The following is an 18,570-nucleotide window of genomic DNA, read 5'->3' as shown; positions in this document are numbered from 1 at the left end:
GCTACCTCCCGTGTCTCTTGTGCGGTCTACTGCTGTGGGCGCAGATGCGTGACATCGCCCGCGGAATAGTACTCACCAGCGACCATGATGCGGCCGTCCTCGCCGATTTCATCCACGTGCCCACTAACATCGCCGGATGGAGTTTCTAGGCGCACCTGTTGTCCCAGTGAGGAACACACCGCACGGTAATCGCGCAGGAGCTGCGGATCGTGGTTCTCCCACTGCACAATGCGGCGGCGCAGGTTCTTCAACACGGTAATGGCGAGCTCGGTGCGGTCGGTATCGCGGCCTTCGAGAGCGAGCGAGGTAGCCTTTTCAATCGGCAGGTCCTCGCGGGTCAAGGTGACATTGATGCCCATGCCCACGACCACGCGCGCAGAGGGCGCGGCACCGCCTACGGCTTTATTGAGCTCCGCCTTGTTGACCTCAGCTTTGTTGACTTCGGCCTTATTGACCTCTGCCTTACCTACCTCCACCTTGGTGAGCTCGGTCTTTGGCGCGGCCTTGAAAGCCTGGCCCACGGGTCCGGCCTCAGCGAGGATGCCGCACAGCTTATTGCCATCGATATGCACATCATTCGGCCACTTGAGTACAGTGCCCTCGATGGAATCGGTGACCGCCAAGCCCGCGGCCAGAGGTAGGGTGCCCAAGTGATCGAGAGATTCCGGTAGCAAAAGCACAGAAAAAATGACCTGGGAGCCGGCCGGTGCGGTCCAGGAGCGGCCGAGGCGGCCCTTGCCGGAAAGTTGTTCGTCGGCAAGCAGCACAGTGCCATCCGCAACGTTGGTGGCCTGCATCAAATCGGTATTGGTGGAGCCGGTCTTTTCCACGAAATCGATGGTGGTGAAATCATCGGCCAATGCGGTGCGAATGCGTTCCAAATCAAGTGCAGTCATAAGCCTTAAGGATACCGGCCACCAATGGTGCTAGTGTGTTGCGCATGGCAAAGGTCACTTTTGAAAAGGTCAACATCACCTACCCCGGCGCGAGCGCGCCCACGGTAAAGGACTTGAACCTCGAAATCGCGGACGGCGAGTTTCTGGTGCTCGTTGGTCCTTCGGGCTGCGGTAAATCCACGACGCTGCGCGCACTGGCGGGATTAGAGCCGACATCGAGCGGCCGCATCACCATTGATGGCAAGGACGTGACCGACTTAGAGCCAGGCGATCGCGATATCGCCATGGTCTTCCAGAATTATGCGCTTTACCCACACCTGACAGTAGAACAAAACATGGGCTTTGCTTTGAAGCTGGCGAAGTTGCCCAAGGCCGACATCAAGGCCAAGGTGCACGCAGCTGCGGAGACGCTCGGTCTGACCGAGTACCTCAAGCGCAAGCCCAAGGACCTTTCCGGTGGCCAGCGCCAGCGCGTGGCCATGGGCCGCGCCATTGTGCGCGAGCCGAAGGCCTTCCTCATGGATGAGCCACTATCCAACCTGGATGCCAAGCTGCGCGTTCAGACCCGCGCCGAGTTGGCCAGCCTGCAGCAGCGACTGGGTACGACGACGGTATACGTCACCCACGACCAGGTAGAGGCGATGACCATGGGTGACCGCGTAGCGGTGCTCAAAGACGGCGAACTGCAGCAAGTGGCTCCGCCGCGCGAGCTTTATGACGCCCCCGCAAACGAATTCGTCGCCGGCTTCATCGGCTCACCAGCCATGAATATCTTTGACTACAACGGTGGCCGCGTAGGAGTGCGCCCAGAAAAGATGTTTATCAACAAGGGCCCAGTGGGTTTCCAGGGCGTGGTGGACATTGTGGAAGAGCTGGGCGCCGAGTCCTATGTCTACGTCACCGTGGGCGAAAACCGCTTTGTTGCTCGCGCCGAAGGTACCCCACCACAGCGCGGCGAAGATGTCGTACTGACATTCAACCCGCGCGAAGCACTCCGCTTTGACCCAGAAACGGGGCGCCGTATCTCACAGGATTAGCCCCACGGCGGACACTGGGTCACAGTGCCGCAGGTACGTAGTCCAACCTCCCACCGCCCCTTTACTACCCCCATTTAGAGTTAAATAGGTCAAAATTATCCACCTTTCGATTTCCGTATTTTAGGTTTAAAGAACCGAAAGTTTTCCGAAAGGTGAATTCCATGAAGAGATTCCTGCTTCGCACCACCGTTGCGACTACTGCAGTTCTGGCTCTGGCCGGCTGCTCTTCGTCCTCCTCCGATTCCGCTGCGGGCGATTCCTCCGAAGGCGGGGCGGATGCGCACGGCCCCATCACTTTTGCCATGGGCAAAAATGACACGGACAAGGTGACCCCCATCATCGAAAAGTGGAACGAGCAGCACCCAGACGAGAAGGTCACGCTCAAGGAGCTGGCCGGCGAGGCTGACGCCCAGCGCGAGACCCTCGTGCAGTCCCTGCAGGCGGGCAGCGATGACTACGATGTCATGGCGCTGGACGTCGTGTGGACCGCGGAGTTCGCTGCCAACCAGTGGCTCCAGCCGCTCAATGGTGATTTTGAAACCAATACGGATGAGCTACTGCCGGCCACCGTAGAGTCCGCCACCTATAACGACGTCCTCTACGCGCTGCCGCAGAACACCAATGGTCAGCTGCTTTTCCGCAATACCAAGCTCGCGGATAAGGCTCCCGAGAAGTTCGCAGATCTCAAATCTGCATGTAAGGCGCTGGAAGACGGCAAGAACTGTCTGACCACCCAGCTCAAGCAGTATGAAGGCCTTGCGCTCAATACCGCTGACTTCATGGAAGGCTGGGGCGGCTCTGTCTTGGATAAGGACGGCAATGTCACCGTGGATTCCAAGGAAGCCAAAGACGGCCTGCAGGCCATGGTGGATGCGTACAAGGAGGAGACCATCTCCAAGGACTCCACCGCCGCCACCGAGGAAGAAACCAATATGGCCTTCACCGAAGGCAAGACCGCCTTCGCCGTGAACTGGCCATATATGTACTCCAATGCGGTTGATGCCGGCGTCGACGTCGAGGTCCAGGCCCCACTGGGCAAGGACGGCGTAGGCGTTTCCACGCTGGGTGGCTACAACAACGGTATCAATATCAACTCCAAGAATAAGGGCACTGCGCTCGACTTTATGAAGTTCATCATCAACGAAGACAACCAGAAGTCCTTCGCGGAGCAGTCCTTCCCACCGGTCTTGGCCTCCATCTACGATGACCCGCAGCTACAGCAGGAGTTCCCATACCTGCCGGCGCTCAAGGAGTCCTTGGAGAACGCGGCACCGCGCCCGATTTCCCCGTTCTACTCGGCGATTTCTAAGGCCATCCAGGACAATGCCTACGCTGCATTGACGGATGACAAGTCGGTCGATGATGCCACCGCCGATATGAAGGCGGCCATCGAATCGGCTTCCCAGGGTTAAATTCCCAATCCGGGTGAGGTAGGCGGGCATACCGCCGCCTCACCCTTTGTGGTTTTCACTCCCCTATTGGGGATAGAATCTAGCCAATAGACAGCATTTCTTTAACAGAAAGGCGGACCAGCGTGGCTATAGCTTCGCCGACTGCGTCCAAGGGGACGCCGAAAGGGGCGTCGGCAAGAGCGCCGAAACCCCAGCGCAAAAATTACGGGCGCGTGGCCGGGCTGATTGCTCCGGCGCTCATCGTGCTCGCCGTCATCATCGGCTACCCCATCATCCGCGCCATCTTCCTGTCCTTCCAAGGCAATAGGCACCTCAACCCGCAGACGGGGCTTTTTGAGGAAGGCGGTTTTGCCGGACTGGAAAATTACCTGTACTGGATCAATAACCGATGCGTTTCCGGTACCGGCCAGATTTCCACCTGCCCACCGGGGGTTATCGCCACAGATTTCTGGCCCGCAGTCAAGATTACGCTCTTTTTCACCGTCGTTACCGTGCTGCTGGAGACCATCCTGGGTATGCTGATGGCTCTCATCATGAATGGTGAGTACCGCGGCCGCGGCCTCGTGCGTGCGGCGGTACTTATCCCCTGGGCCATTCCAACGGCCGTCACGGCCAAGCTATGGCAGTTCATGTTTGCCCCGGATGGCATCGTCAACTCGCTGCTTGGAGCACAGATCGCCTGGACCACGGACCCGTTCTACGCCCGCCTGGCCGTCATCATCGCGGATGTGTGGAAGACCGCCCCGTTTATGGCACTGCTTATCCTGGCGGGCCTGCAGATGATTCCTAAGGACGTCTACGACGCCGCCCGCGTGGACGGCGCCAATCGTATCCAGACGTTCTTCCGGATCACTCTCCCGCTGGTGCGCCCGGCGCTCATGGTGGCCGTACTCTTCCGCACCCTGGACGCACTGCGCATGTATGACCTGCCGGTCATCATGATTTCTAGCTCCTCCAACTCCCCTACCGCGACCATCTCGCAGCTGGTGGTGGAGGATATGCGCCAAGGCAACTTCAATTCCGCCTCCGCGCTCTCCACCCTCATTTTCCTTCTTATCTTCGTCGTCGCCTTTATCCTCATTCGCTTCCTTGGTGCGGATGTCTCCGGCAGGAAGGCAGCTAAATAATGCGTAAATTCGGACACTTCGCCGGCATCATTTTCATCATGTTCTGGGGCCTCGCTCCCTTCTACTGGATGCTGGTAACCGCGCTGCGGGATCAGCGATTCACCTTTGATACCACGCCATGGCCTACCCATGTCACGCTGGATAATTTCCGCGATGCCTTGGCTACCGATAAGGGAAATGACTTCCTTGCCGCGCTCGGTAACTCGCTTCTCATCTCACTGATTACCACCGCGGTGGCCGTGCTCATCGGTGTCTTTACCGCCTATGCGCTCTCCCGTTATGACTTTCCTGGCAAGGGAATCGTGACCGGCATTATTCTGGCCGCCTCCATGTTCCCGGCGATTGCCTTGGTCACCCCGCTCTTCCAGCTCTTTGGCAACCTGGAGTGGATTGGTACCTACCGCGCAATGATCATCCCCAATATTTCCTTTGCGCTTCCTCTCACGGTCTATACGCTGCTGAGCTTCTTCCGCCAACTTCCCTGGGAACTGGAAGAAGCAGCCCGGGTAGATGGAGCCTCGCGTTCTCAAGCTTTCCGTTTGGTGCTATTGCCACTGGCGGCGCCAGCGCTGTTTACCACCGCGATCATCGCCTTTATCACCACGTGGAATGAGTTCATGCTGGCCAAGCAGCTCTCCACCACCGATACTGAGCCGGTGACCGTGGCCATTGCACGCTTCTCCGGCCCCTCGGCCTTTGAGTACCCCTATGCCGCGACCATGGCCGCTGGCGCGCTGGTTACCATCCCACTGGTCATCATGGTGCTCATCTTCCAGCACCGCATCGTCGCTGGCCTGACCGCAGGTGGTGTCAAGGCCTAATGCGCAGGGCCATGCTGTGGGATACCGCGCTGGGCTTCCTTGGTTTCTTCAGCATCCTCGCGGTTATTCAGGCCATCATCAACATCTTTCACGACTCCCCCGCCATCTGGCCCGGTCTCGTGGCCGGAGTACTGTGCCTTCTTACCTACCTAACCTGGCGGGCCAAAAGAAAGGACCTTTCATGAGCTGGTACCACAATGCAGTCTTCTACCAGGCCCTCGTCGGCTCGTTTAAGGCCGATGGTGATAAGGAGGTAGGAACGCTGCGCGGGGTCATCGATAAGCTGGACTACCTTCAATGGCTCGGCGTGGACTGCCTGTGGCTGTCGCCGTTTTATGCCAGCCCCTTGCGCGATGATGGCTACGATATTGCGGACTACTACTCCATCCACCCAGATTATGGCACGATGGAGGATTTTGAAGAGCTCATTGCGGAGCTGCACCGCCGTGGCATGCGCATTATGACGGACTTGGCGCTCAACCACACCAGCTCCGATCACCCATGGTTCCAGGCCTCCCGCACGGATCCCACAGGCCCCTATGGCGATTTCTACGTCTGGGGCGATGACCCGGAGCGCTACCCCGAAATCCGCGTCATTTTCACTGACGTGGAGACTTCCAACTGGACTTGGGATGACAAGCGCGGCCAGTACTACTTCCACCGCTTTTATTCCCACCAGCCGGATTTGAACTACGATAACCCGGCCGTGCAGGAGGAAGTATTCAAAATTTTGTCTTTCTGGATGGACAAGGGCTTGGACGGTCTGCGCCTCGATGCTATTGCTTATCTCTTTGAGCGCGATGGTGTAGGCGGTGAGTCCCTGCCGGAGACCATCGAGTTTGTGGAAAAGATTCGCTCCTTCATGGATGCGCACTACCCGGATGCCGTGCTCATCGCGGAGGCCAACCAGCCGCCGGCCGAAACCATGCAATTCTACGGCCAGGGCGAGCGCTTCCACATGGTCTTCAACTTTCCGGTCATGCCGCGGTTGTATCAGGCTTTGGCGCTTGGCGACGCCACCCCGGTCTACTCCATCCTCGACGAACTGCCTTCCCTACCGGAAGGCTGCCAGTGGGGTACCTTCCTGCGCAACCACGATGAGCTCACCTTGGAAATGGTGGACGATACCGTGCGAGATCTGATGTACCAGGAGTACCTGCCAGAAGACAGTATGCGCGCGCACGTGGGTATTGCCCGCAGGCTTATGCCACTGATGAACGGCGACCGCCGCAAGGTGGAGCTGATGTTCTCCCTATTGATGACCCTGCCGGGCGCACCGTTTATCTACTACGGCGATGAGATTGGCATGCTCGATGACACGACACTTCCGGACCGCTATGCGGTCCGCACCCCCATGCAGTGGGACGATTCCGAACACGCCGGTTTCAGCATCAATGCGCCGTCCCGGCTGCCGGTTGTAGGCGGAACGTCTGTGGCCGCCCAGATTGAAGACGCCGCCTCGTTGCTCAATACTGTGCGCTCCATGATCGCCGAGCGCCATGCCCACTCTGATCTCGGTACCGCGCCGTGTGAGCCGGTTGAGACCGGCGAAGAGGCCGTCCTTGGTTACCAACGCGGCGATCTGCTGTGCCTGCACAATTTCAGCGATCGCTCCATCGATCTCGGACCGGTGGAGCTTGGCCCTTATGGCTACGCTTGGCTACCTGCCTAACCCCTGTCCTCTCGACTCAAGCTTCCGAAAGCGCCTAGCCGAAAGAAAAGCGCCTCGCCAGTCCTTTCAGATTGGCGAGGCGCTTCCTTAATGGGGTGGATTAGTTCCACTCAGGGGCGTCTTCCAAGCGCAGCTCAGAGTAGCGCGCTTCTGGCACGGAGGCCGAGTACGGCTTGCCCTGGGCTTCCCACTGCTGGTCAGAGTTGCAACGAACGTCCTGACCGTCAGTATCGAGCATGGTAAAGCCCCACACCAGCTTGCCCTGCGAATTCGCTGGCAGGGTGTACGGACCAACCACCTGGTTTAGCTTCCAGTGCTGCTCACTGACGTAGTTGAAGCCATAGGTCTTGGTCAACACCTTGGCCAGATCACCGGTACCCTCAACGGAGCCGGAGACCTCGATGGTCTGGGTGCGGGCCTTGGTGACGGTGTGCTTGACCGGCACTTCTTCGTCGTTGCGGTTGGCCACGCTGGTGGCATCAGTCTGTTTGAACCAGCGGCGCTTTGCGGTGACGTAGGTGCCGTTTTCACCCGGTGTCGAGCAATGCGTGCCCGGCTTATAATCGTCGTTCCAGCGCTGGGGCAGCTCGAAGTCCCCACCGAAATCAGCGGCGTGGGCAACAGGAGCGGCCACCAGGCTCAGCGCCGCGAGGACGCTAGCGATGGACGTCTTGCTCACGATTAGCCCCAATCGTTGTTGTCACGAGTGGAAACCTCGACGTGGCGTTCCTTCGGCAGAGAAGCCGTGAAGGTGCCGCCATTAGCCTGCCACTTGTGGTCGGAGCCACACACGGTCTTCTGACCTTCGAAATCAGAAACAACCCAACCGGCGCGCAGCACGGCAGTCTTGCCCGGAGCAATGTTGTACGGACCAACCTGCTCGCCTACCTCGTAGGACTGGCTATCGGTGTAGCTGGAAGAGAAGGTGAAATTAATGAGATCCAACAGCTTGAAATCGACGCCAGCAGACACGTTCCAAGTCTTTGTCTTGGTCTCCTTGATAGAACGGGTAACTGGCAAAGGCTCATCGTTGTAGTTGGACACGGTCCAAGAGCCAGCGGAGCCGTCGAAGTAGGTGCGCTTGATCTTTACGGTCTGGCCGGTGTCACCTGGGTTGGAGCAGCGCTCGCCGATGGTGGTCGGGTTAGCTGGGCCTAGGTCGCGCTGTGGTAGGGCGTTAGCGGCCGGAGCGAAGATCAGGCCGGAGGCAACGGCGAGAGCCGCGGTGGTAGAAGCAATCTTGGACTTGAACATGGAACTTTCTCCTTGTGTAGGTGTGGTGGGGTTTAGTAGATGGTCTGGGTCGGAACCGGCAGGTCGCGGAATTCGTCCGGAGTGACGTCCTCAGTACGGGTATTGCCGGCCTTATCGGTGATCTTGGCCTCTGCCCAGAACCCACTCGGGGCGGAGGTCTGCTTGTAGTTAGAGGTGAGGTCGTAGTTTCCGCTCTTGCCGCAGTGAATCTCGCGGTAGTTGATGCGGGTCATGGTGGTGCCATACTCCACGCGCACGCGCTCGCCTGGCTTGAGGTCAACGTGCTTGAGCTCGGTGCCGACCGGCATGTAGGCGCGCTTTACGGCACCGACGGACTCCAGCCAGCCCTTCGGAATATCGCCGCGGTTGCCCTGCCAGTTGGTGTACGGGGCGTGCTCGGCGCCAACGACGAAGTCAGTCACTGGGGCGAATTCATAATCGCCCTTGGACCAGTTGAGGAAGTCGGTGGAGTAGCCGGCCTTGCGGTAGGTCGGCTTTACAGCGGTGATGTCCAGCGGGTACCAGGAGGTATCGCCAGCTTCACACTTATCGCCTTCCTTTGGCCAGGATGGATCGCGCTGCAGTTCCGCGGCCGGCTGCATGATCTCATCCTTTTTAGGATCGGCAATCTTTTCTAGGCTCGGGCCGGATACGGAGGTGTAGTTACCCTCGATCGGCTTGGAGTTTGCCCCCGGAGAGCGGGAAGGAATTTCCATGGCCAGATCGGACACGGAGCCATCTGCCTTAATGATGTAGGCAAAGGCGTAACGCTCGGCCGGGCCCTTACCGCGGATGACGTTGGCACCCGGGATGTTTTCCAGGCGGTCATCATTGCAGCCCACGAACATGGAGATGAAGTCCTTTTCGATGACCCCGTACTCGACGCGGAAGGACTCACCCGGCTTCAGCTTCACTGGGCCGAAAGTTTCTTTATCGCGCCAACCATTGGTCATCTTCAGACCAATATCGGACTTGGCGGTGGTGTCCCAACCAGAAGGCAGCTTGGCCTTAGAATTGGCATCAATCTCGTGATTGGTACCGGTTTCTACCTCGGCGGTGTAGGGCACTTCTTGATTGGTGGTGTTTTTGAACTGCAGGGTGCCATCGCTCATGTAGCGGCGGCCGGTTTCTGCAAAGCGCCATTCGCGCTCGACATTGTCGCCAGCGGCACTGCAGCTCTTATAGAGGTTGGAAATGGGATATGCCTGCGGCATCGGGGGAATATCTCCCGCGTGCGCCACTGGCGTGAAGAGAGTCGCTACGGCGAGCGGTGCGAGCAAGCGCAGTCCCTTTTTAATCACCAGAAGACCGTCCTTAATAGATCGTTAAAAAACAGGGGAAACATTCATGAAGACTCAGATAATAATAAGGGATTACAAGACTCACATCAATAGTTGAATGAAAACTTTTCTAATCTTTTTACCTCCCTTGAGGTGCAACAATTAGCGCTCACCTGCCCAGCGCCCTAAAATGTTTACACTGGTCACCACCCCCACAATAGGGTAAGCGAGCGGGGTGACATTCAAGGAATTCCCAGGTTTAATGCTTAGTCCACGGTGCGGTGGCAAGTACCACATAAACGATTTTCACTCCTCGCTCTTACTGCCTTTCATTCCGCATTGACCGGGGTGCGCTAGTAGTGTGGGGGCCTATGACTGACCTGAAAACCACCGTCGGCAAGATCGAGGACCTGGACGCCAAGCTTGCCGAGTCCCGCGCACCGCTGGGAGAAGGCGAGCCGGCCGCCCGCACCCGCGTGACGCAGCTGCTCGATGAGGGCTCCTTTGTGGAAACGGACGCACTGGCCCGCCACCGTTCCACCGACTTCGGCCGCGAGCATGACCGCCCCTATACAGATGGCGTGGTTACCGGCTACGGCACCATCGATGGCCGCCGCGTATGCGTCTTTAGCCAGGACGGAGAAATCTTCGATGGAACGATGGGTGAGGTTTATGCCGAAAAGCTCACCAAGATTTATGACCTCGCCATCAAGACCGGTGTTCCCGTTATCGGCATTTATGAATCCACCGGCCCGCGTGTACAAGAAGGCATCGTCACCATGGCTGGATACGCCCGCCTCATGGCGCGTGTCTCCCAAGCCTCGGGCCTCATTCCGCAGATCTCCGTTATCGCGGGCAATACCAGCGGCATTGCGGCGTTCGCGCCGACGTTTGCTGATGTCCTCATAGTCACCCAAGGCACCGCCCTCCACCAGGCTGCCAGCCACGTGGCCGGCGCGGAGCCAGAGACCTTTGGCGGCGCCGCAGCCCACGCAGAGTCCGGCACCGCTCACCTGGTGGCCAGCGACGACAAGCAGGCTTTGTCCCTCGTGCGCGACGTTTTGGCTTACTTCCCCGCCAATAACCGCGCGGAGGCGCCGCGTGTGGATGCCGGTAGCGTCGCGGACTTTGATCTCAATAGCGTCATTCCGGATACCGCCGCGCAGGCCTATGACATAAACGATGTCATTAAGGCTGTAGTCGATGAGGGGTCATTCTTCGAACTCTCTGCAGAAGCGGCCCAAAATATCGTCACTGGCTTTGCCTACATCGATGGCCGCACCGTCGGCATCGTTGCCAACCAGCCGCTAGCATTGGCCGGTGCACTGGATTCCGCCGCCGCAGAAAAAGCCGCGCGCTTCGTGCGCACGTGCGATGCCTTCAATACTCCCATCGTGGAATTCGTGGACTCCCCAGGCTTTGTGCCTACCCCGGAAGAGGAAAAGGCAGGCCTGCTTCGCAGGGCGTCGAAGTTTGCCTGTGCGCAGGCCGAAGCGAGCGTCGGCAAGCTCACTGTAATTACCCGCAAGGCTATTGGCCCGGCCTACGTATTTATGGGTGCAAAAGACCTGGGGGCGGACCTGGTCTACGCGTGGCCCACCGCAGAAATTGCCGTCACCCAAGCCTCCCAGGCTTCCCTGGCCATCTATGGCTCTGAGGAAAAGGAAGAAGAGATGGACGAGCTCTTCTTGCACCCGTATGCCGCTGCGGAGCGCGGGCTGGCCGATAATGTCATCGAGCCTTCCGCCACCCGCCACTACCTGGTGGAAGGCCTGCGTCTGCTAGAGCGCAAGGCCGTGGCGCAGGTACCCAAGAAGCACGGAACTGTTTAGGAGGCGAGATGTCTACGCCTGAAATCAAGGTAGTAAAGGGCAATCCCACTGAAGACGAGCTCGCGGCCCTGCGCACGGTGTTGGCGCAGATGAGTGCAAAGCACTCGGGTGCTATCGGCGAGCGCAATGAATGGGGCAACCCGGCTGAGCGCTTCGAGCGCTTTGGGTCGCAGCGCATTTATAATCCCTCCGCTTTCCATACAGTGCGGTACTTCTAATGCGGCTCATCCTCGCCTCCCAATCGCCCTCGCGTGCGTCCATCTTGCGCGGCGCGGGCGTAGAACCTGTCTTGGAACCGGCCGACATTGATGAGCGCTCCCTTGAAGCCTCGCTCGCCGGCCGCCCACCGGCCGATATCGTGGCGGCCCTAGCGACAGCCAAGGCCGAAAAGGTGGCCGAGCGCTACCCCACCGAGCCCGTCATCGGCGGCGATTCTATGCTGTTGCTCGGCGGCGAGTTACAAGGCAAACCGCACACCGAGGAAGCCACCATCGAACGCTGGCACCAGCAAGCCGGCCGCACGGCCGAGCTGCTTACCGGCCACTGCCTCCTCTTTGGCGATAGGCGCCATGTGGAAACATCTACCACCACGGTTCACTTTGCCCACGCCAGCGAAGCCGATATCGCAGCGTATGCCCGATCCGGTGAGCCACTCCAGTGCGCCGGTGCTTTTACTTTGGAGGCAATGGGCGGCTGGTTCATTGACCGCATCGAAGGCGATCCTTCCTCCGTTATTGGGCTTTCCCTGCCGGTGGTGCGCCGCGCGCTGTATTCATTTGACCTTAACGTCTCCGATTTCTGGTAGCTGGGCGCCGGCGTCGCTACAGTGGGGTGGCATGGAAATGAAAGACATGCTTGCCCCGAAACCCATTGAGCTGCCAGCCGATCCCGGTGCGGACTCCACCTCGGATCTCGCCGCCGGCATCGTTGCCCATCCGGATTCTCCGCTGCTGTGGGCCTTGCTTGCTGAGCAAGAGCTTAAGCAGCAGGAGGGCGCTGAGCCAGCCGCTTTCATCACCGCCTACGCCTACGCGCGCACGGGCTACCACCGTAGCCTGGACCGCCTGCGCGGGAATGGGTGGAAGGGCTGGGGCCCGGTCCCCTTCTCCCACGAACCGAACCAGGGCGTGCTGCGCGCCATCGCCGCCCTCGGCCATGCCGCTAAGGCCATCGGCGAGGACGATGAGTACGACCGCATTCGCCAAATGCTTTCCGACGCCGACCCAGACAGCGTCGCCACCCTCCTCGACTAGACCTGGAGAGCCGCCATGCCTGTCGTGCCACCTCACTGCCTGCGGCGATTCTCCGCCGCTCTGCTACTTGCTACTTCCCTGCCACTAGCGCTAAGCGCCTGCGGTACGCAAAAGGATTCTTCTTCCTCCGAACGGCCAGTCTTTTCCAGTCAAGCACCTGCCGAAAATGATTCCGCCGGCGGGGATGATGCAGCTTCCGCAGCAGCGCCCTCCCCGTCAGAGTCCACCGATAAGGGCGAGAAGTCAGCCACGCAGGAGCAGGATAAGAGCAAGGACAGCGAGTGCACGAAGCTGCCTAACGACCCGCGCAAGGTCTACGCCTCTGGCACGGCACCTGGGCGCATGCCCGCTGACGATGGCAGCGATTTCAACTTTTGGATCGGCGATATCGAGAACTCCTACGACCCCTGCGCGACGATTAGCTGGATTATTTTCCGCGGTTCAATGGGCGACGTGGAAGGCCCGGCAGGCACCGGCGCCTCGATTGCTGATGGGCTAGCTCTCTATGTCAATGGCGCCCCGGCCAAGGACATGTCCGCCTTCGACAGGGTAGAGAGCGTCACCCCAGTCTCCGACAACCAAGTCGATTTCACCTGGGGAGAGCGCAGCCGCTCCACCGCGGAGGGCATTACCGCGCACCACACCGTGCGCCTACAGGCACAAGGCGACACCATTGAACCAATTTCTGGTGAAGTCGAGGAATTCAACAAGATGTGGGTCAATCATCACAGCTATCAGCTGGGTACATACGATTAGCCTTTAGCCAGCCCGCAAAAGGCCTCGGACTCTACGACAAACGCCCCAGCACAATCTGCTGGGGCGCTCCTCATTTCTCGCATTGCTACTCGCCTTGTTCAGCGAGCCACTCATCGCAAAAGATTAGTCCATTTTGTCGAGGATATCGCCGGTGTTTTGGGCGATCCTCACGTTTGCCACCATGGCTTCTAGAAACAGCCTGATAGCCACCATAAAGGCGTAGTAGATAATGGTGCACAGGACTGCTAAGAAGATGAACGCGAAGATGCTTCCGAAGATGGCGGAGGCGGAGTCCTCCTCGATGCCATAAATGCCCATGCCGGTAGCGAATAAGAAGGCACCGAGAAGGTGCAGAATCCACATGATTCCACCAAGAATCATGGCGACCTTATAGATCTCCTTCACGTGGGTGATGGTCAAGAAGTGCTTGAACTCGAATTCAAAAAGTCCGCCCAAGAGCCCATCCTTTTTGGCCAAGCCCTTGAGAGCACCGCTCATGCGACTGTTCTTATTACCCAGATCTTGGCCAGAATCGGCAGGAGCAGCGCTAACCGAAGGGAACTCTCCGAATCCTTGGCCCGTGCTCTGCTGTTGAGCGTAACCGCCAAAAGCCGGTTGCTCGTTCGTGGACTGGGCGGAACCGAATTGGTTGCCGTTCGCAGCAGCGTCCGTTGATGCCGAATCCGTGAATGGGTTCTGCGCACGGGAGGCAGCGCCCTGACCTGCGGCGGAAGACTGCGTGGCCCAGAAATCGGAGTTGCCGGTACTTGGAGATGCCGCAGAAGCAGCCGAAGCATCCTCCTCGGCTGGCTTCTGAGAGGACAGATCCCGCGGGTTTCCAAAATCACCAGACGGATCAGTGTGACCGAATGACTTCGTTTCATCTACATCGAAAGAGCCAAACTCCTTGGTCTCATTCACCTCGGCAGCGCTGGCTCCCTCAGCGTTTTCCGCAGCATCCCCAGCGCGGTGGTGCGGAGTTTCGGAAAAATCGCGCGGGGAAAAATCCTTCGGGAAACCGGCGGAATTGAAATCATTATCAGCCATTATGCGGTCCTCAAAATGTTTTAGGGATGGTAGGAAAATGCCCCACGGTGTCCCGTGGGGCTACTTGGCAGGATACAGCGAGCGCTAGGCGTTCGCGGCCTCAACGCGACGAATTGCCTCGGCGGCGACCTTTTCTTGGATTCCCATGTCCAGCTCGGAAGTGAAGCCAACGCAGGAGCAGTTGATCTCGCCGAGGACGTAGTTGTCGGTGCCATCTGGGGCGTCGTCAAGCATGAAGTCCGCGGTCCAGATCAGCGGAACGTCCTTGGTATCGCCGAGCTTTTCAGCGATAACGGGACGCGCCTTATCGAACATCTCCAGCAGCTCCGGCCACGATTCCGGCTTATCGTAGGTGTACTTGGCACCGGAGAAGAGCGTAGCGGAGAAGTTATCGCCGCCCTCCGCCGGCTTCTTGTGCACGATAAATACCGGCTCATTGCCCACGAGCAGGATGCGGATTTCGCCCTCTACAATGCGCGGCATAAAGCGCATATCCACCAGCATGCCGTTATCGCCCACAATGTACTGGTCGCAGAAGTCCATGAAAGCACCCAGCTTGTAGTCATGGGTCTGGTTATCCACTGCCTCGGTGCACTTCAAAGCGGTATCGAGCGGGAGCGCAGTCCCCGGCTCAACGGACTGGGCAAGATCCGTATCCGCGAGGCGCACGCGCCAAATGCCTTCACCCGTGGAGCCGCGGTTTTGCTTGAGCACGCGCTCGCCATAGGACAGCGAGGTGGGGAAGGTATTATGCAGCTCTTCCACCTCGTAGTACGCGGCAGTATCGTCCGGCACCAGCGGGGTGTCATTGAGCTTAACCAGGGCGTCCTTGGCGCCATAGGCCATCATGTCCGCCGGAGTGGACATACCTACCAGGCCGGCATCTGCCAGCTTGCTCAGCAATTCGAAGTAGCCCTTCTCACCGCCGGGGATATTGCCGGGGTTGACGCGGGAGATATAGGCATCAAAGTTTTCAGAAACCTGAGTGTAGATCTCTTCAGACTTGTCCGGATGGAAGTAGATTACCTCTGCCTCCCAGCCTTGTTCCTTGATCGCATTGACGATTGGCATGGTGTCTTTGCGGTGGCCATCTGCGCCTTTATCCGAGCCGCCTTCTACCTCAAATACAACAATTGCCTTGTGCACTTGCAGTTCCCTTCATAGGTGGTGTTCATAGCACGTTGTCGCACCATATCCCGAGTTTATCCCAGCTCTTCTTCCTCCGCGCGCCCAACTGCCCCTCCCTTTAACCCCGCCGGCCGGCGGCCCCAATCACCGGTTAAAACCTGTATCTCAGGCCACAGGAATAATGCCCGAGTGATCATCACGGGAAAAATCGGGTTAAAGTGGTGGGAGCGAATTATTAACCCTTATAGGAAAGGCAGGCGGACAGTGGCTGACGTTGATCCCTATCCCCCATTCCAGGAATACGCACATCCCGAACGCCTCGTGTCTGCACCGTGGCTGTCCGCACGCCTAGGCATCAAAGGCCTGCGCGTTATTGAGGTGGATGAAGACTCGCTCCTCTATGACATTGGCCATATCCCCACTGCCACCCGCATTAACTTCCGCACGGAACTACTTAGCCCACTTACCCGTGATTTCATCGACGGAGAAGAATTCACTTCCCTAATGCGAGAGAAGGGCATTAACGCCGACGATACGATTGTTCTTTACGGCGACAAGTCCAATTGGTGGGCTGCCTACGCCCTGTGGGTATTTACCCTCTTCGGGCACAAGGACGTTCGCCTGCTCGATGGCGGCCGCAATGCGTGGATGGCCGAGGAACGCGATACCTCTTTCATGGTTCCAGACTTCCCAGCATCCGAATATCCCGAAGTAAGCCGCGATGACTCTATGCTGCGCGCCTTCGTAGATCAGGTGCGCGAGACCGAAGGCACGCTCGTAGACACCCGCAGCCCAGAAGAGTTTGCGGGCGAGGCCACCGAACACGATCCCAATGGCGATTCCGCCTACGGCACCACCATGCGCCACGGCCATATCCCTAGCGCGATCAACCTCGAGTGGGATCGTTCCACCTACCCCAACTCCTGCTTCCGCTCGGCCGAAGAGCTTCAGGTCAATTACGGAATGTTGGAGCCTGAATCTGCCACAATCCTCTATTCCCACGTGGGCGCCCAAGCCGCGCATACGTGGTTTGTACTCACGCATCTTTTGGGATTCACAAAGGCGCAGGTCTACGATGGTTCGTGGTCTGAGTGGGGCAATATGGTGAAAATGCCGATTGAGCGTTAGTTTTTCGGTTTAGCCGTATAAGCCCATGTCCACACTGGATGTGGGTTTATTTTTGTTCAAAAATGTCCCCCTTGCGTGCGTGAAAATTAACTCATGCTTTTGTGTGCAAGAATAGATTGCGTATTCAACCTAATGTGTTCAGGAGGTTGCTGCCGTGGCAGTAGAAACCAAAAAGATCTCAAAGGTTCTCGTAGCGAACCGCGGTGAGATCGCCGTTCGCGTGATCCGCGCGGCCCGCGACGCTGGCATTGCTTCCGTCGCCGTCTACGCCGAGCCAGACGCCCAGGCACCTTTCGCCTCGCTTGCCGACGAAGCCTTTGCACTCGGGGGCACCACTTCTGCCGAGTCCTACCTCGTCTTTGACAAGATTTTGGACGCCGCAGAAAAATCCGGCGCAGATGCCATTCACCCCGGCTACGGTTTCCTATCCGAAAACGCCGACTTTGCCCAAGCCGTCATTGACGCCGGTTTGACCTGGATTGGCCCCTCTCCTGAGTCCATCCGCAACTTGGGCGATAAGGTCACCGCGCGACACATCGCCGAGCGCGCCGAGGCCCCTATGGCCCCGGGTACTAAGGATCCGGTAGCCGGTGCCGATGAGGTGCAGTCTTTCGCCATGGAATACGGCCTTCCCGTTGCCATCAAGGCGGCCTTTGGCGGCGGCGGTCGCGGCATGAAGGTGGCCTACTCTGCAGAGGAAATCCCCGAGCTCTTTGAATCTGCTACCCGCGAGGCTACCTCCGCCTTCGGTCGCGGCGAGTGCTTCGTGGAGCGCTATCTGGACCGCGCCCGCCACGTCGAGGCTCAGGTGCTGGCGGATAAGCACGGCAATGTGGTCGTCGTCGGCACGCGCGATTGCTCCCTGCAGCGCCGCTTCCAAAAGCTAGTCGAGGAAGCCCCCGCGCCTTTCCTTACCGATGAGCAACGCACCTCCATCCACGAGTCTGCCAAGCGCATCTGCCGCGAGGCCGGCTACTACGGCGCCGGCACCGTTGAGTACCTGGTGGGCGCCGATGGCCTCATTTCCTTCCTCGAGGTCAATACTCGCCTGCAGGTGGAGCACCCCGTATCCGAGGAAACCACCGGCCTCGACCTCGTACGCGAGCAGTTCCGCATCGCCGAGGGCCACGAGCTTTCCCTGCAGGAAGACCCCGCCCCGCGCGGCCATGCTTTCGAGTTCCGCATCAATGGTGAGGATGCCGCGGCAAACTTCATGCCGGCTCCTGGCACCATCGTGAAATACTCCGAGCCGGCCGGTCCGGGTGTGCGTGTGGATTCCGGCGTCGTCCAGGGCTCCGTCATTGGCGGCCAGTTCGATTCCATGCTGGCCAAGCTCATCGTCTGGGGGCCAGACCGCGAGACCGCACTGCGTCGCTCCGCCCGCGCCCTATCCGAGTACACGGTTGAGGGCCTGCCCACCGTTATCCCGTTTGACCAGGCTATCGTTGCTGACCCAGCTTTCACCGCAGAAGACGGCAACTTCGGTGTCTACACCAAGTGGATCGAGGAGGAATGGGATAACCAGCTTCCCGCCCACGATGATTCCACTGATGCCGAGGCTGCCGAGGCAGAGCCTTCCCAGGTACACACCGTAGAAATCGACGGCCGCCGTATCGAGGTAGCCCTCCCCGCGTCCTTCGGTATCAACGGCGCCCCACGGAAAAAGAAAAAGCGCAAGGGTTCCGGCGCCAAGGCTGCCGTTTCCGGCGATGCGGTTACCTCCCCAATGCAGGGCACGGTCATCAAGGTCAACGTGGAAGAAGGCCAAGAGATCGCCGAGGGCGAGGTCCTCCTCGTTCTCGAGGCCATGAAGATGGAAAATCCCGTCAAGGCGCATAAGGCCGGCACCGTTACCGGTCTGGCAGTAGAAGCAGGCGCTTCTACCACCAAGGGCAGCGTGCTGCTGGAAATCAAGTAGCCTACCCCG

At 58.8% G+C, this 18,570-nt stretch carries 18 protein-coding genes; 12 read left to right on the top strand and 6 right to left on the bottom strand.

Annotation, left to right across the window (positions count from 1 at the left end):
* Positions 1 to 26 precede the first annotated feature (26 nt).
* Positions 27 to 896, bottom strand: a complete 870-nt coding sequence (locus ACLI1M_RS02785; RefSeq protein ID WP_248099737.1) for a biotin--[acetyl-CoA-carboxylase] ligase — start codon at positions 894 to 896, stop codon at positions 27 to 29.
* A gap of 44 nt (positions 897 to 940) precedes the next feature.
* On the opposite strand from ACLI1M_RS02785, the gene ACLI1M_RS02780 reads away from it, so the two are divergent.
* The 5 genes from ACLI1M_RS02780 to ACLI1M_RS02760 all read left to right on the top strand — a co-directional run bounded on the left by ACLI1M_RS02780 (position 941) and on the right by ACLI1M_RS02760 (position 6,965).
* Complete coding sequence (locus ACLI1M_RS02780; RefSeq protein ID WP_248099739.1) at positions 941 to 1,933, top strand: ABC transporter ATP-binding protein; 993 nt, start codon at positions 941 to 943, stop codon at positions 1,931 to 1,933.
* 161 nt (positions 1,934 to 2,094) lie between these two features.
* Positions 2,095 to 3,345: an ABC transporter substrate-binding protein gene (locus tag ACLI1M_RS02775; RefSeq protein ID WP_248099741.1), complete on the top strand. Its 1,251-nt coding sequence runs from the start codon at positions 2,095 to 2,097 to the stop codon at positions 3,343 to 3,345.
* A 122-nt stretch (positions 3,346 to 3,467) separates the two neighbouring features.
* On the top strand, positions 3,468 to 4,472 hold the full coding sequence (locus tag ACLI1M_RS02770; RefSeq protein ID WP_023020706.1) for a carbohydrate ABC transporter permease: 1,005 nt from the start codon (positions 3,468 to 3,470) through the stop codon (positions 4,470 to 4,472).
* Positions 4,472 to 5,293 (top strand): carbohydrate ABC transporter permease, encoded by an 822-nt coding sequence (locus ACLI1M_RS02765; protein ID WP_023020705.1) that lies wholly within the window; start codon positions 4,472 to 4,474, stop codon positions 5,291 to 5,293. The genes ACLI1M_RS02770 and ACLI1M_RS02765 overlap by 1 nt, the downstream gene beginning before the upstream one ends.
* Positions 5,294 to 5,474: 181 nt before the next feature.
* The gene (locus ACLI1M_RS02760) at positions 5,475 to 6,965 is read left to right on the top strand and encodes an alpha-amylase family protein (protein WP_248099743.1); all 1,491 of its coding nucleotides are present in this window, start codon (positions 5,475 to 5,477) and stop codon (positions 6,963 to 6,965) included.
* Positions 6,966 to 7,065: 100 nt separating this feature from the next.
* Here the strand turns inward: ACLI1M_RS02760 and ACLI1M_RS02755 are convergent, their stop codons facing one another.
* Genes ACLI1M_RS02755 through ACLI1M_RS02745 form a run of 3 tightly spaced genes read right to left on the bottom strand, consistent with a single transcriptional unit; the run spans position 7,066 to position 9,520 of the window.
* Positions 7,066 to 7,644: a hypothetical protein gene (locus ACLI1M_RS02755; RefSeq protein ID WP_248099745.1), complete on the bottom strand. Its 579-nt coding sequence runs from the start codon at positions 7,642 to 7,644 to the stop codon at positions 7,066 to 7,068.
* Positions 7,645 to 7,646: 2 nt separating this feature from the next.
* Positions 7,647 to 8,219, bottom strand: coding sequence for a hypothetical protein (locus tag ACLI1M_RS02750; protein ID WP_049383651.1), 573 nt, complete (start codon positions 8,217 to 8,219; stop codon positions 7,647 to 7,649).
* A gap of 32 nt (positions 8,220 to 8,251) precedes the next feature.
* Complete coding sequence (locus tag ACLI1M_RS02745; protein ID WP_023020700.1) at positions 8,252 to 9,520, bottom strand: hypothetical protein; 1,269 nt, start codon at positions 9,518 to 9,520, stop codon at positions 8,252 to 8,254.
* A gap of 350 nt (positions 9,521 to 9,870) precedes the next feature.
* Between ACLI1M_RS02745 and ACLI1M_RS02740 the strand changes: the two genes are divergently transcribed.
* The 5 genes from ACLI1M_RS02740 to ACLI1M_RS02720 are packed head-to-tail and all read left to right on the top strand — an operon-like array spanning position 9,871 to position 13,340.
* Entirely contained in the window at positions 9,871 to 11,331 is a 1,461-nt protein-coding gene (locus ACLI1M_RS02740; RefSeq protein ID WP_248099747.1) for an acyl-CoA carboxylase subunit beta, read from the top strand.
* 8 nt (positions 11,332 to 11,339) lie between these two features.
* Positions 11,340 to 11,549, top strand: a complete 210-nt coding sequence (locus tag ACLI1M_RS02735; RefSeq protein WP_248099749.1) for an acyl-CoA carboxylase subunit epsilon — start codon at positions 11,340 to 11,342, stop codon at positions 11,547 to 11,549.
* Positions 11,549 to 12,136, top strand: a complete 588-nt coding sequence (locus tag ACLI1M_RS02730; RefSeq protein ID WP_023020697.1) for a Maf family protein — start codon at positions 11,549 to 11,551, stop codon at positions 12,134 to 12,136. Before ACLI1M_RS02735 ends, ACLI1M_RS02730 begins: the two co-directional genes overlap by 1 nt.
* Positions 12,137 to 12,167: 31 nt before the next feature.
* Complete coding sequence (locus ACLI1M_RS02725; protein WP_034655777.1) at positions 12,168 to 12,584, top strand: DUF3151 domain-containing protein; 417 nt, start codon at positions 12,168 to 12,170, stop codon at positions 12,582 to 12,584.
* Positions 12,585 to 12,599: 15 nt separating this feature from the next.
* Complete coding sequence (locus ACLI1M_RS02720; protein WP_248099751.1) at positions 12,600 to 13,340, top strand: hypothetical protein; 741 nt, start codon at positions 12,600 to 12,602, stop codon at positions 13,338 to 13,340.
* A 123-nt stretch (positions 13,341 to 13,463) separates the two neighbouring features.
* Here ACLI1M_RS02720 and ACLI1M_RS02715 read toward each other — a convergent pair whose 3' ends face one another.
* Positions 13,464 to 14,387 (bottom strand): DUF4282 domain-containing protein, encoded by a 924-nt coding sequence (locus ACLI1M_RS02715; protein ID WP_248099753.1) that lies wholly within the window; start codon positions 14,385 to 14,387, stop codon positions 13,464 to 13,466.
* Positions 14,388 to 14,471: 84 nt separating this feature from the next.
* The gene (locus ACLI1M_RS02710) at positions 14,472 to 15,533 is read right to left on the bottom strand and encodes a Cj0069 family protein (RefSeq protein ID WP_248099755.1); all 1,062 of its coding nucleotides are present in this window, start codon (positions 15,531 to 15,533) and stop codon (positions 14,472 to 14,474) included.
* 246 nt (positions 15,534 to 15,779) lie between these two features.
* Here ACLI1M_RS02710 and ACLI1M_RS02705 point away from each other — a divergent pair, with 246 nt between their 5' ends.
* Together ACLI1M_RS02705 and ACLI1M_RS02700 are read left to right on the top strand one after the other, a co-directional pair.
* Entirely contained in the window at positions 15,780 to 16,643 is an 864-nt protein-coding gene (locus ACLI1M_RS02705) for a sulfurtransferase (RefSeq protein ID WP_023020692.1), read from the top strand.
* Positions 16,644 to 16,797: 154 nt separating this feature from the next.
* Positions 16,798 to 18,561 carry an acetyl/propionyl/methylcrotonyl-CoA carboxylase subunit alpha gene (locus tag ACLI1M_RS02700; protein WP_248099757.1) on the top strand — a complete coding sequence of 588 codons (1,764 nt, stop codon included), beginning with the start codon at positions 16,798 to 16,800 and terminating at the stop codon, positions 18,559 to 18,561.
* Positions 18,562 to 18,570: the final 9 nt, after the last annotated feature.

This window comes from Corynebacterium sp. LaCa54 (genome assembly GCF_046717495.1).
Classification (GTDB): domain Bacteria; phylum Actinomycetota; class Actinomycetes; order Mycobacteriales; family Mycobacteriaceae; genus Corynebacterium; species Corynebacterium kefirresidentii.
Note: the sequence above shows the minus strand (reverse complement) of the source record. Positions and strands in the feature narration are given on the sequence as shown.